General features: G+C 61.3%; 9 protein-coding genes. 6 read left to right on the plus strand and 3 right to left on the minus strand.

Features of this window, described 5'->3' with window-relative positions:
- Positions 1 to 34 precede the first annotated feature (34 nt).
- Positions 35 to 3,331, minus strand: a complete 3,297-nt coding sequence (locus tag OO306_RS07295) for a bifunctional diguanylate cyclase/phosphodiesterase (protein WP_265968206.1) — start codon at positions 3,329 to 3,331, stop codon at positions 35 to 37.
- Between the two features lie 61 nt (positions 3,332 to 3,392).
- On the minus strand, positions 3,393 to 4,271 hold the full coding sequence (locus tag OO306_RS07300; protein WP_027596733.1) for a LysR family transcriptional regulator: 879 nt from the start codon (positions 4,269 to 4,271) through the stop codon (positions 3,393 to 3,395).
- A gap of 130 nt (positions 4,272 to 4,401) precedes the next feature.
- On the opposite strand from OO306_RS07300, the gene leuC reads away from it, so the two are divergent.
- The 5 genes from leuC (at position 4,402) to asd (ending at position 9,714) form a co-directional block, all read left to right on the plus strand.
- On the plus strand, positions 4,402 to 5,835 hold the full coding sequence (leuC, locus tag OO306_RS07305; RefSeq protein ID WP_027596732.1) for a 3-isopropylmalate dehydratase large subunit: 1,434 nt from the start codon (positions 4,402 to 4,404) through the stop codon (positions 5,833 to 5,835).
- Positions 5,832 to 6,476, plus strand: coding sequence for a 3-isopropylmalate dehydratase small subunit (gene leuD / locus OO306_RS07310; RefSeq protein WP_238216361.1), 645 nt, complete (start codon positions 5,832 to 5,834; stop codon positions 6,474 to 6,476). Before leuC ends, leuD begins: the two co-directional genes overlap by 4 nt.
- A 160-nt stretch (positions 6,477 to 6,636) precedes the next feature.
- Entirely contained in the window at positions 6,637 to 7,401 is a 765-nt protein-coding gene (locus OO306_RS07315; protein WP_027596730.1) for a class I SAM-dependent methyltransferase, read from the plus strand.
- A 54-nt stretch (positions 7,402 to 7,455) separates the two neighbouring features.
- The gene (leuB, locus tag OO306_RS07320; protein WP_027596729.1) at positions 7,456 to 8,538 is read left to right on the plus strand and encodes a 3-isopropylmalate dehydrogenase; all 1,083 of its coding nucleotides are present in this window, start codon (positions 7,456 to 7,458) and stop codon (positions 8,536 to 8,538) included.
- A gap of 63 nt (positions 8,539 to 8,601) precedes the next feature.
- Positions 8,602 to 9,714, plus strand: a complete 1,113-nt coding sequence (asd, locus tag OO306_RS07325) for an aspartate-semialdehyde dehydrogenase (RefSeq protein WP_027596728.1) — start codon at positions 8,602 to 8,604, stop codon at positions 9,712 to 9,714.
- A 99-nt stretch (positions 9,715 to 9,813) separates the two neighbouring features.
- Here the strand turns inward: asd and OO306_RS07330 are convergent, their stop codons facing one another.
- Positions 9,814 to 12,903, minus strand: coding sequence for a TagA domain-containing protein (locus tag OO306_RS07330; RefSeq protein WP_265968207.1), 3,090 nt, complete (start codon positions 12,901 to 12,903; stop codon positions 9,814 to 9,816).
- 209 nt (positions 12,904 to 13,112) lie between these two features.
- Here OO306_RS07330 and OO306_RS07335 point away from each other — a divergent pair, with 209 nt between their 5' ends.
- On the plus strand, positions 13,113 to 14,117 hold the full coding sequence (locus OO306_RS07335; RefSeq protein ID WP_265968208.1) for an aspartate-semialdehyde dehydrogenase: 1,005 nt from the start codon (positions 13,113 to 13,115) through the stop codon (positions 14,115 to 14,117).
- Positions 14,118 to 14,149 lie beyond the last annotated feature (32 nt).

Genomic DNA, 14,149 nt, shown 5'->3' on the forward strand with positions numbered 1-14,149 from the left:
GCACCTTCGGGTGCCCTTTTTTGCGTGCGGGCAGTCAGTAATCCGCAGGCGCTTCCAGCAGCATCTGCCGGAATTCCTGCAACGGCAGCGGCCGGCTGTGCAGGTACCCTTGATACAAATGGCAGCCCAGTTTCTCCAGAAACTCCAGTTGCTCGGTCAGCTCCACCCCTTCGGCAATTACCGCCAGGTCCAGGCTGTGGGCCATGGCGACGATGGCGCGGACGATCTCGGCGTCGTTAGGGTCTATCGGTGCGTCGCGCACGAACGTCTGGTCGATCTTCAGTGCATCCACCGGCAAGCGCTTGAGGTAGGTCAGTGACGAATAGCCCGTGCCGAAGTCGTCCATGGCAAAACTTACCCCGTAACGCTTCAGCTCGCGCATCTTGCTGATGGTGTCTTCCAGGTTCTGGATGACGATGCCTTCGGTGATTTCCAGCTTCAGCATCCGCCGTGGCAAGCGGTAGTCGTCCAGGCTGCGCAGCACCCGCCCGACGAAATCGTTTTGGCGGAACTGCCGCGGGCTGATGTTTACGCACAGGCTAAAATCATCGGCGTCGATCAACCCGTCCATAAGCATGCGCGCGCAGGCGTCGCAGGCTTCGTCGAGGATCCAGCTGCCTACTTCCAGAATCAGGCCGCTTTCTTCCAATACCTGAATGAACTGTGCCGGTGGCTGCTGGCCGAGCTGCGGGTGGTGCCAGCGCAGCAGCACTTCGGCACCGACGATACGGTTGTCGCGGGCATCCACCTGGGGCTGGAAGTGCAAGGCCAGCTCACCCCGTGCGAGCGCCAGGCGCAGGTCGTTTTCCATGCGCAGGCGCTCGCTGGCAGCCTTTTGCATGGTGGTGTGGAACAACTGGGTGGTATTGCGCCCGGAATCCTTGGCCCGGTACAGGGCGATATCGGCACGCTTGAGCAGGTCGGCGGGGGTGGTGCCGTGGTCGGGGATCAACGCCACGCCGATGCTGGGGGTTACCTGCAGGCGCTGGCCATCCAGCGACATCGGTTCGGCCAGCAGTTCGCGCAGGGTATCGGCCAGCTCGCGCACTTTGCTTTCGACCTGTTCGCGGCTGCCTTCCAGGCCACTGAGCAGCACCACGAATTCATCGCCCCCCAGCCGCGCCACGGTGTCTTCCAGACGCACGCTGGCCTCCAGGCGCGCGGTGATGATCTTCAGTACCGTATCGCCTACCGGGTGGCCCAAGGAATCGTTGATGTGCTTGAAGTGGTCGAGGTCAAGGAACAGCAGCGCGCCACGCAGGTTGTGGCGCTTGAGCAGGGCGATCTGCTGGCTCAGGCGGTCCATCAGCAGGGCGCGGTTGGGCAGGTTGGTCAGCGGGTCGTGGTACGCCAGGTGGCGGATCTGCGCCTGGGCATTTTTCAGTTGGCTGACATCGCGGGCGGTCAGCAGCAGGCAGTCGGTCTCGTTGAGGGTGATCGGTTCCACCGACACTTCGACGGTGAGGATATCGCCGCGCTTGTTGCGCCCGAGCATCTCCCGATGGTGCACCCGGCCACGCTCTTTGAGCTCGGCGAGCAGGGCGCTGCGCTGCTTGTCATCGGCCCAGATGCCCAGTTCATACACGCTGCGCCCGACCACTTCGGCCGCGCTGTAGCCGGTGAGCCGGCAGAAACCGTCGTTGATTTCCAGGTAGCGGCCGCTGTAGCGCTCGGTGATGGTGATGGCATCAGGGCTTGAGTGGAAGGCCTTGGCGAACTTCTCTTCGCTGGATTTCAGCGCCGCCTCGGCCCGTTGCTGCTGGGTAATGTCGCGCAGGGTGGTGACGCTGCAGGGTTGGTTATCGACGCTGATCAGGCAGCTGGATATCACGCAGGTCAAGGGCGCGCCGTTGCGATGGTTGACCACCACCGCCACGTTGCTCAAGGCCTGTTCGCGGATCACCCGCTCGATGCGTTGCGCACGTTCGATGGACTCAGCCCACAGGCCGATTTCCTCGGCGGTGCGGCCGATCACCTGGTCGGCGCTCCAGCCGAACGTCTGGGTAAAGGCCGGGTTGATCTCGATGAACTGGCCGGTGTCCTGGCGGGTCACGCAGATGGGGTCAGGGCTGACCTGGAACAGGCTGGCGAATTTTTCTTCCGAGGCGCTGAGGCGTTGCTCGCGCTCGACCTGGTCGGTGATGTCCAGCAGGGTGCCGGCCATGCGCAAGGGGTTGCCCTGGTCGTCCCGGTACAGCCGTGCGCGGCTTTCGATATAGCGTGACGCGCCGTTCTCCAGCTGCACGCGGTAAGTGATCTGGTAATTGCCCGCAGGCCCTTCGCGCAGGCTGCGGTAGGCCTGGCGCATGACATTGCGCTCTTCCTCCGGTACGCCCTCGAAAAAGGCATCGAACGATTCGTGGAAGGGGATCGGGTCCAGCCCGTGCAGTTGCGCGGCACGGGCCGAGCCATAGAGCATGCCGCTGGGGATGTGCCAGTCCCAGGTGCCCAGCTGGGCTGAGTCCAGGGCCAGGTCGAGGCGTTCCTGGCTGTCCTTGAGGGCCTGTTCGGCACGCTTGCGTTCGGTAGTGTCGACGAAGGTGCTGAGCAAAAACGTCACCCCCTCCAGTTCGATGGCCTGGGTGCAGAGGATGCCGTCGTGCACCTTGTCGTTGCTGGCCCGGAACTGCACTTCCATGATCAGTGGGCCACCGCTGGCGCGGGTAGCGTCCAGCAGTTGCGGGCGCTGCTCGGGGTGCACCCACAGGCCCAGCTCCAGGCTGGTCTTGCCGATCACTTGGTTGCCTGGCCAGCCGAACATGTCTTCGAAATGCTGGTTGACCTCGAAGATCATGCCGTCGTGGCGGCGGGTCAGAAGGATGGCATTGGGGCTCAGGTGGAACAGCGTGGCAAAGCGTTTTTCCGAGTTGATCAGCGCCGTTTCGCGCTCGCGCTGGCGGGTTATCTCACGGATGACCCCGATCATCTGCGGTCGGCCGTGGCGGTCGTGGGTCAGGCTGCCGTTGATCTCCAGCCAGTGCAGGCTGCCATCCGGCCAGCGGATGCGGTGGCGCATGGCTTGCTCCACGGGTTCGCCGTTGACCACTGCCTGGAACAGCTGGCGGGTGCGTGCGCGGTCTTCTTCGGGCAGCAGGTCAAGGTAGTCGATGTCGTTGGGCAGCGGGCGTAGCGGGTCGAAACCGAACAGCGCCTGGGTACCGCGTGACCAGCTGACCCGGCCGGTTTCGATGTCCCACAGCCAGGCCCCCAGGCGGGCGCCGTTGAGCGCGGCGAGCAGTTGCGGGGCGTTTTGCCAGGCCTGTTCGGATTCCTGTGGGTCGGCCGCAGGAATGCGCGGCAGGCGCGGAAAGCGGTTTGCTGATTTGGGCATTGGTACCAGACCTTTGGCGTTTGACGCGTCCTTGAGTTGGAAATGCCGTACTGACGACCGGTCAGGCGGACCCTGCATGGCTGTCGAGCAGGGCCATGAAGGCCCTCGCCGCATTCGATAGCGTTCGCTCCGTGTGCAGAATGTAGCCTAGCTGGCGCGACAGCTGTATGCCGGGTAAAGCGATGGGTGCAACCTGATCATCGAGCATGGTGCGCGGCAGCACGCTCCAGGCCAGGCCGATGGAAACCATCATCTTGATGGTTTCCAGGTAGTTGGTGCTCATGGCGATGTTCGGCGTCAGGCCTTGGCTTTCGAACAGGCGCTGGACGATGTGGTGGGTAAAGGTATTGCCACCCGGGAATACCGCCGGGTGGCGCGCCACATCGGCCAGGCTAACCGCGTGGTTGTTGGCCAGCGGGTGTTCCGGGGCTGCCACGAAGTCCAGCGCGTCGTCCCAGACCGGGATCGCCTTGATCAGGTGGTGGGGCTCTGGCGCCAGGGTGATAACGGCAATTTCAGCGCGGCCATGGAGTATCTCGTCGTAGGCAGCTTCTGAGTCCATGAACTGAATATCCAACGCCACCGAAGGGTACTGCCGGGTGAAGGCCCGTAAAAGCGGGGGCAAGCGGTGCAAGCCGATATGGTGGCTGGTGGCCAGGGTCAACCGACCACTCACTTCCCCGGTCAAATTGGTCAGCGCACGTCGGGTATCATCAAGCACGTTGAGAATCTGATAGGCCCGTGGCAACAACGCCCGCCCGGCTTCGGTCAAGGTCACTTCACGCCCCAGGCGGTCGAACAGGCGTACATCCAGTTGCTGCTCAAGCCCGGCGATGCGTTTGCTGATGGCGGGCTGGGTCAGGTGCAGGCGTTCGCCGGCTCCCGAGAAGCTGCCGGTTTCGGCAATGGCGATAAAAGCGCTGAGGTTGGCCAGATCCATCTTTCAGATTCCTGGTGGTTATGCAAAGCATAAAAATTATGAATTTGAGTTATTCAATCTATCGCCATAGCATCGTCCGTACAAGCCAAGGGGTCTTTGGCATAGAAAGACGCTGATGAGGAACAGTCTGATGGCTGGCAAAACGCTCTACGACAAACTCTGGGAAGCCCATGAGGTCAAGCGCCGTGATGACGGCTCGTCCTTGATCTACATCGACCGCCACATCATCCACGAAGTGACGTCGCCCCAGGCCTTCGAAGGCCTGCGCCTGGCGAACCGCAAGCCATGGCGCATCGATACCAACATCGCCACCCCTGATCACAACGTGCCGACCACGCCAGAGCGCAAGGGCGGTATCGACGCCATCGTCGACCAGGTGTCGCGCCTCCAGGTGCAGACCCTCGATGAGAACTGTGACGAGTACGGCATCGTCGAATTCAAGATGAATGACGAGCGCCAGGGCATCGTCCACGTCATCAGCCCGGAGCAAGGTGCCACCTTGCCGGGCATGACCGTGGTCTGCGGTGACTCGCACACGTCCACTCACGGCGCTTTCGGTGCCTTGGCCCACGGCATTGGCACCTCCGAGGTCGAGCATGTGCTCGCCACCCAGTGCCTGGTCGCCAAGAAGATGAAGAACATGCTGGTGCGCGTCGAAGGTGAATTGCCTGCAGGCGTCACTGCCAAGGACATCGTCCTCGCCGTCATCGGCAAGATCGGCACCGCGGGTGGCAACGGCCACGCCATGGAATTCGCCGGCAGCGCTATCCGTGGCTTGTCCATGGAAGGCCGCATGACCATCTGCAACATGTCGATCGAAGCCGGTGCCCGCGTGGGCCTGGTGGCGACCGATGCCACCACCGTCGCCTATGTCGAAGGCCGCCCCTATGCACCGAAGGGCGAGCAATGGAAGCAAGCCGTCGAGTCGTGGAAAGACCTCGTCTCCGATGAAGACGCCGTGTTCGACACCGTGGTCGAACTGGATGCCGCGCAAATCAAGCCACAGGTCAGCTGGGGCACATCGCCCGAGATGGTGTTGGCCGTTGATCAGCGCGTACCGGACCCAGCTGCCGAAGCTGACCTGGTCAAGCGGGGCTCGATCGAGCGTGCCTTGAAATACATGGGCCTGACCGCCAACCAGGCGATCACCGATATTCAGCTGGACCGCGTGTTCATCGGCTCGTGCACCAACTCGCGGATCGAAGACTTGCGCGCCGCGGCCGAAATCGCCAAGGGCCGCAAAGTGGCCGCTACCGTCAAGCAGGCCATTGTCGTCCCGGGCTCGGGCCTGGTGAAGGCGCAAGCCGAGCGTGAAGGCCTGGACAAGATCTTCCTCGAAGCCGGCTTCGAGTGGCGCGAGCCGGGTTGCTCGATGTGCCTGGCGATGAACCCGGACCGCCTGGAAAGCGGCGAGCACTGTGCCTCGACGTCCAACCGCAACTTTGAAGGCCGCCAGGGTGCCGGTGGTCGTACCCACCTGGTCAGCCCGGCCATGGCCGCCGCCGCTGCGGTGACAGGCCACTTCATCGATGTCCGCGAGTTGATCCAAGGGAGCGCAGCATGAAAGCCTTTACCCAGCACACTGGCCTCGTCGCGCCGTTGGACCGTGCCAACGTCGACACCGACCAGATCATCCCCAAGCAGTTTCTCAAGTCGATCAAGCGCACCGGCTTCGGCCCCAACCTGTTCGACGAGTGGCGCTACCTGGACGTGGGCCAGCCCTACCAGGACAACAGCAAGCGCCCGTTGAACGAAGAGTTCGTGCTCAACCACGCGCGCTACCAGGGCGCCAGCGTGTTGCTGGCGCGGGAAAACTTCGGTTGCGGTTCGAGCCGCGAACACGCGCCATGGGCGTTGGACGAGTACGGCTTCCGCAGCGTCATCGCACCGAGCTTTGCCGACATCTTCTTCAACAACAGCTTCAAGAACGGCTTGCTGCCGATCATCCTCAGCGATGAGGAAGTCGACGAGCTGTTCAAGCAGGTCGAAGCCAACCCTGGCTATCAGCTGACCATCGACCTGCAAGCCCAGGCTGTGACCCGTCCTGATGGCAAGGTGCTGCACTTCGAGATCGACGCGTTCCGCAAGCACTGCTTGCTCAACGGCCTCGATGACATCGGCCTGACCTTGCAGGACGGCGATTCGATCAAGGCCTTCGAAGGCAAGCACCGCGCCAGCCAGCCTTGGCTGTTTCGGGATGCCTGATTGATATAGCCGGCATTTGCTCTGGCTGTGCCGACCTCTTCGCGGGTGAACCCGCTCCCACAGGAACTCCTCTGCCCTAACGTCTTGTGCAGTACCTGTGGGAGCGGGTTTACCCGCGAAAGGGCCGGTAAAGGCAATAAGAAACCAAAAGGATTTATACATGACCAGCACCACCCACACCGACGTGGTCCAACGCCAGTTCGGCGAGCAGGCCAACGCCTACCTCAGCAGCGCCGTACACGCCCAGGGCACCGAATTCGCCCTGCTGCAAGCCGCGCTGGCCGGCCAGGCCGAGGCCCGCGTGCTGGACCTGGGCTGCGGTGCCGGGCATGTCAGTTTCCACGTTGCGCCCCTGGTCGCCGAAGTGGTCGCTTACGACCTGTCGCAGTCCATGCTCGACGTGGTTGCCAGCGCCGCCGCCGACCGTGGCCTGGGCAATATCACCACGCAGCGCGGCGCCGCCGAACGCCTGCCGTTCGCCGACGCCTCGTTCGACTTCGTTTTCAGCCGCTACTCGGCACACCACTGGAGCGACCTGGGCCTGGCCCTGCGCGAAGTGCGCCGCGTGCTGAAACCGGGCGGTGTGGCGGCCTTCATCGATGTCATGTCGCCGGGCAGCCCGTTGCTCGACACCTACCTGCAAACCGTCGAGGTGCTGCGCGACACCAGCCACGTGCGCGACTATTCCGTCGCCGAATGGCAACGCCAGGTCAGCGAAGCCGGCCTGTATGTGCGCAGCCACACCCGGCAGCCGCTGCGCCTGGAGTTTGGCACCTGGGTCGAGCGTATGCGTACCCCCGAACCCATGCGTGTGGCCATACGCCAATTGCAGCAAGCCATGGGCGAGGAAGTGCGGCAGTATTACCAGATCGAAGCCGACGGCTCGTTCAGCACCGATGTGCTGGTACTGTGGGCTGAGCGCTGAGTTTTTTTCGGTGTGGCCGAGCTGGCCACACCGCTTGAATGGATAGAGGAAAGCATGAGCAAGCAGATTCTGATTCTCCCAGGTGATGGCATTGGTCCGGAAATCATGGCCGAGGCGGTCAAGGTGCTGGAGCTGGCCAACGACAAGTTCCAGCTCGGCTTCAGCCTGGCCCACGACGTGATTGGTGGCGCGGCCATCGACAAGCACGGCGTACCGCTGGCTGACGAGACCCTGGAACGTGCGCGCCAGGCCGATGCCGTGTTGCTGGGCGCTGTGGGTGGCCCGAAATGGGACAAGATCGAGCGTGACATCCGCCCTGAGCGCGGCCTGCTGAAAATCCGTTCGCAACTGGGCCTGTTCGCCAACCTGCGCCCGGCCATCCTCTATCCGCAACTGGCCGATGCCTCGTCGCTCAAGCCGGAAATCGTCTCGGGCCTGGATATCCTCATCGTTCGCGAACTGACCGGTGGCATTTATTTCGGCGCGCCACGTGGCCAGCGTGAACTCGAAGGCGGCGAGCGCCAGGCGTATGACACGCTGCCCTACAGCGAAAGCGAAGTGCGCCGTATTGCCCGCGTCGGCTTCGACATGGCCCGTGTGCGCGGCAAGAAGCTGTGTTCGGTGGACAAGGCCAACGTTCTGGCGTCCAGCCAGTTGTGGCGCGAAGTGGTCGAAGACGTGGCCAAGGATTACCCGGATGTCGAGCTGAGCCACATGTACGTGGACAACGCCGCCATGCAGCTGGTGCGCGCGCCCAAGCAGTTCGACGTGGTAGTGACCGACAACATGTTCGGTGACATCCTGTCGGATGAAGCTTCCATGCTGACCGGTTCCATCGGCATGCTGCCGTCGGCGTCGCTGGATGCCAACAACAAGGGCATGTACGAGCCGTGTCACGGCTCGGCGCCGGACATCGCCGGGCAGGGCATCGCCAACCCGCTGGCGACCATTTTGTCGGTGTCGATGATGCTGCGTTACAGCTTCAACCAGCACGCTGCCGCCGAGGCCATCGAGCAGGCGGTCAGCCTGGTGCTGGACCAAGGGCTGCGCACCGGTGACATCTGGTCGGCCGGCTGCGACAAAGTAGGCACGCAGGAAATGGGCGACGCAGTAGTCGCAGCGCTGCGGAATCTGTAATCTCTCTGGCCCGCCACCGTTTTTGGTCGGTGGCGGCCCACTTTTAGCAAAGGTGTAGTTGCGATGAAACGTGTAGGTCTGATCGGTTGGCGCGGTATGGTCGGTTCCGTGCTCATGCAGCGGATGCTGGAGGAGCAGGATTTCGACCTTATCGAGCCGGTGTTCTTCACCACCTCCAATGTCGGTGGCCAGGGCCCGAACGTGGGCAAGGATATTGCTCCGCTCAAGGACGCTTATTCGATTGAAGAACTCAAGACCCTCGACGTGATCCTGACCTGTCAGGGCGGCGACTACACCAACGAGGTCTTCCCCAAGCTGCGTGAAGCGGGCTGGCAGGGTTACTGGATCGATGCCGCCTCGTCGCTGCGTATGCAGGACGATGCAGTGATCGTGCTCGACCCAGTCAACCGCAAGGTGATCGACCAGCAGCTCGACGCCGGTACCAAGAACTACATCGGCGGCAACTGCACCGTCAGCCTGATGCTGATGGGCCTGGGCGGCCTGTTCGAAGCTGGCCTGGTCGAGTGGATGAGCGCCATGACCTATCAGGCGGCCTCCGGTGCCGGCGCGCAAAACATGCGTGAGCTGATCAAGCAGATGGGCGCTACCCACGCGGCTGTGGCCGATGACCTGGCCAACCCGGCCAGCGCCATTCTCGACATCGACCGCAAGGTCGCCGAGGCCATGCGCAGCGAAGCCTACCCGACCGAGAACTTCGGCGTGCCGCTGGCTGGCAGCCTGATCCCGTGGATCGACAAGGAGCTGCCGAACGGCCAGAGCCGCGAAGAGTGGAAGGCCCAGGCTGAAACCAACAAGATCCTCGGCCGCTTCAAGAGCCCGATCCCGGTCGATGGCATCTGCGTGCGCATCGGCGCCATGCGCTGCCACAGCCAGGCGCTGACCATCAAGCTGAACAAGGACGTGCCGCTGGCCGATATCGAAGGCATGATCAGCCAGCACAACCCGTGGGTGAAGCTGGTGCCGAACCAGCGCGAGATCAGCATGCAGGAGCTGAGCCCGACCAATGTCACCGGTACCCTGAACATTCCGGTAGGTCGCCTGCGCAAGCTGAACATGGGTTCCCAGTACCTGGGCGCGTTCACCGTCGGCGACCAGCTGCTGTGGGGCGCTGCCGAGCCGCTGCGCCGCATGCTGCGGATCCTGCTGGAACGTTGAACCGGGTTTGATCGTTCGAAGCCCTGCAAGGCGTTGGCCTTGCAGGGCTTTTTTATTTCACACAGCGTTGGTCATGAGCGGCTCATGCGCGATCTGCAATCATTGCAGTTCAATTGTGTAGACAAAGACCTGGGAGTCACCCGCCAAGGGCTTAAGCGAAACCGAACCATCCTGCCCTACATCCACGAATTGACCAGTCTTCTTGTTCTGAAGGCGAATCCTGTGGAGCTGCCCTGCCAGGTCCTTTCGAGTTAACCAGGTGAGTCTGTCCGCACGCGGTTGCGCGCACCCCTGAAGCTTCAACTCGTCGTTCAGGCATTGGCCAGCGCCGTTCATGAGCGTGAGTTCGGTACTTCCATCTGGCAGCGGCAGGGTGGCCGTGCTGATCATGTACCAACTGTTCAGGTGATTGGGCTCGCAGGTCGACACTGCTACTGTTTCGCCCGAAGTTATCAGGCATCGACCTCTGTGCGTCACCATGAACTTCAGTAGCGCCTGTTTCTGGAACCGTTGGCCTGGGCTGTAGGTCAGCGGGGCAAGCAGTGGGGTATCGTTACCTTGGATGGTGGTGATGAACGTTCCGGTAGTCAGTTCTTGTAGATAGATTTCAGAAGGGGTCTGGGTCAGGTCTTGGCGCGTCCACCAAGCGGTATCTTTGCGAGGGAAATGGCATTCGCCAGTTGCTAACCGAGTGTTGATGCAACGGCCCGAAAGGTCGACTGGCTCGTAGGTGTCGAACAGCTGGGGGAACACATTCTTTTGGGGGAGGCGCCAAATTGCATCCGCATTGCAGGTCGCAAGTTTCAAACCTTGATCGGTGGCCGCTAGGCAGGCGTTTCGTTCTTTTGAATACAACCATTGCGGCTCCCAGACCTGGTTTATCTGCTCGCCGTGCTCAGCCCCCATGCTAATGACCTGGGGAAGGCGGTTATCTTCCAGCGGTCGCTCGTAAATGACGGCGTTATCCACCCTGAGCACCGCTTTGACAGGTTTACGCTGGGAGTTGACATTGAAAACGGCCGTTTTCAATGTGTCTTTCGCGATGGGGCCGGCGTAGAGTGGGTGTGTTTCGACGGCGCCGCTGGCGTAATGAATATCGACCCGATAACTGTGCGGGTTGTGATCGTCGCCTGGCATGAAATGTTGCAATTCGTTATCGCTGCTATTGGGGAGCAAGGCCAGGTCGCGGGGGCCAGTGGGGGTAATGAATTTTCCTGTGTTGCTCTCTTGCAGCTTCAGCAGGCGAGAATGATTCGTGAGGTCTATGCGGCCGCGCCAGCGAACTTGTCGTTCGGCGTTGACGCAACTGCGAAAGTGAAAATTGAATTCCAGGCATTTTCCCTCCCTGTTACGCACGATGACAATCGGCACGTAGGGCGCTTCCGCTGCGTTATCAGGGGGTACGGTTTCTATGGTTAATTGAGCCGATTCGTCATCGCAAGCTTTCAATACCAGCAGGTCGTTATCCGAGGCGAGGCATTGCGAGGTTGTCGTCATCAATACGGAATAGCTCGCGCTGCGCTGTGGGCGGGTCGCAGCACTGGCGGCTAACTGTGCAGGGCTGAAGACATTCCCATAGTTGCTCAAAATGGCCGGATAGATTTGGTTGATGCCGTCCCGGTTGTGAGACGGGTCTGAAAAGGTCGCCACCAAGGTATGTACCGGCACTGCAGTTTCAATAGGGACTTGATTTGATTCGGGCGAAAGCAACGACAGCAGGGGGGCAGGTTGCTGAATGCCTGAGTCAGGGAGACCGTGAGAGGGGGCAGTCACCGCAAGGCCTTTGCCTTCCTTGGCGGCAACGGCAGTGACGCCAATGGCCGGCGGGCGGTGGTCGTCAAACACATCAGCGTACTTTGCGCCGTCCGGCAGCCGTCCGAAGCGCTGTTGTACACGCAGCGTCTGCTGGTGGTTATAGGGAGAAATATAGCGTTTCCAACTGGCGCCTTCTGTCGATTTCAGGCCCAGCTTTTCGAACTCGTCAATCAAGGGCGCGGAAGCGGGACCGGAAGCCCAAGGAGGGGCGGAGAGTGATCCAACAACCTGGCCGAAGTAGTGCAAGCCCAGATAGTCTACCCGCAGATTGTAGCGGTGTGGGTCAGGATGTGTGTGTGGCAGAAAGACATTGTCATACGCCCTATACGACCAGTCTTCGTAGCGTGGGGGTGTATCGTGAGGAAGGCCAAAGGCGTGGCCTGTTTCATGCCAGAAGCCATCGGGGAAGTAAGGGTAATTACAGCTGTTACCTCCACAGCTGGCGGCTACGCCTGGCGGCAATGGAGGCATGCCGTTTGGCGTGTCAAGCAATTGCCCCGTAATGGCCACAGGGTATCCTGCTTTCTTGTCGCCCAGGTTCGAAGCCGCGCGCCAGTAATTGCCCATGCCCACTTTGGCCGGTAACGTTTTGTCGCCGAACACAGCCCACTCCATGCCATTCGTCTTGTCGTAAACATGCGGCTTTTGATCGGGCCCCATGGCAATGATGCGGGGCCAGTAGGCCTTGCCGGTGCCTAGGTGAAGGCGTTGAGTGGGCACTTCGGAAAGCATTTCCCGTGCTGCAATACGCGCGGCAGTGGGGTTGTACTCACCGTCGAACTGATCGAGGGTATCCCTGCACGTCGACTCATCCTTGAAGATGCAGCCCTTGATGTTCATCAGCGTCAGCCCCTCGCTTTCAGGGGTCATGAACACGAATTTGTCAGCGGGTAGCGAGCCTTGATTGCTCGGGTTGCCAGCTTGCTGAAAACTGATGCGTGCATCGGCGGTGAATAGGTTCCAGGGGATCTGATAGCTGAACGTGTTTTCCCTGAACTTCGGGTAGCTGCCTTCAATGATTTTTCCAGAGAAGGTGTCCCTCTGGTCATATACCGCGGTGCCTGGAAGTGCTTCCGGGCGATCCATGCGTACGGTGGTGGTGCGGCCATCCAGCGTTATGGTCATTTCCACGTCAGTGACGGGCTTGTTGGGCCTGAACAGCACCAGGGCCGGTTTGTGCGGCACCAGAAACGGGTCGAAGATTCTGCGGGTCGCCGCTACCACATGCGTTTGGGCAAAATCGACCTGCCCCCCCAGAGCGCCCTGCAGATCATTTCTCGGCGCATCCGCGAAGTTAGTCGGGCCGTAATCCTGAGGTACGCAGGCGCTAGTGACCAAACATGACAGCAGCGTTGTTATCAGGAATGGGCGCATAACGTGTGCCTCGATGAATAGACGTCATGCAAGATTGGGTGCGATCGAGAAATCCTGAAACTGGCAAAAATGTCAGGTAGCGCCTGTCATTCTGGCCGGCCTGATGTTCGACGGTCGGACGCAGAGGGGCTGGCGAATTGAGGGTGTTCGTTGTTCCATAATCCGAGTAAAGTGCCGCCCCCCGCCGTTTCAGCAAAAGGATCCCCTCCATGACCCAACCCCTGGACATCGCCGTCGTCGGCGCCACCGGTAGCGTCGGTGAAACCCTCGTACAGATCCTCGAAGAGCTGGCATTTCCGGTCGCGACCCTGCACCTGCTGGCCAGTATGGAGTCGGCGGGCAGCAGCGTGATGTTCGCAGGCAAGAAGATCAAGGTGCGTGAAGTCGACAGTTTCGATTTCGCCCAGGTCAAACTGGCCTTCTTCGCTGCCAGCCCTGGCGTCAGCCGCAGTTTCGCCAACAAGGCTCAGCAGGCGGGCTGCACGGTCATCGACCTGTCCGGCGGCCTTGACGACGCCCTTGCCGTGGTGCCGGAAGCCAATGCCGACAGAATCGCCAACCTGAAGCTGCCTGCGCGCCTGGCCAGCCCAGGCTCTGCAGCCGTTGCCCTGGCTGTCGCGCTGGCACCGCTGAAAGGCCTGCTGGACATCGAGCGGGTGCAGGTCATGGCCAACCTGGCGGTCTCTGCCCAAGGCCGCGAAGCGGTCAACGAATTGGCCCGTCAAACCGCCGAGCTGCTCAATGCCCGCCCGTTGGAGCCGCGCTTCTTCGACCGCCAGGTGGCGTTCAACCTGCTGGCTCAGGTGGGTGCGGTTGACGAACAAGGCCATGCTGGCCTTGAGCGGCGCCTGGTCAGCGAGCTGCGCGAGCTGCTGGGGCAGCCCGAACTGAAGATTTCCGTGACCTGCATTCAAGTCCCGGTGTTTTTCGGCGATAGCTTCAGTGTGGCGGTGCAAAGCCGTAAACCGGTGGACCTGGCGGCAGTCAATGCTGCGTTGGAGAGTGCCGGTAGCGTCGAACTGGTCGCGCGCGACGATTATCCGACGCCGGTAGGTGACGCAGTGGGCCAAGACGTGGTCTATGTTGGACGTGTACGCCATGGTGTCGATGACGACCAGCAGCTCAACCTCTGGCTGACCACCGACAACCTGCGCAAAGGCGCCGCGCTCAACGCTGTGCAAGTGGCGCAATTGTTGATTAAACACAGGCTGTAAAAGATACTGCGAGCACTTTTGTCCTGCTCTGC

This window comes from Pseudomonas sp. DCB_AW, assembly GCF_026240895.1.
GTDB lineage: Bacteria > Pseudomonadota > Gammaproteobacteria > Pseudomonadales > Pseudomonadaceae > Aquipseudomonas > Aquipseudomonas kermanshahensis.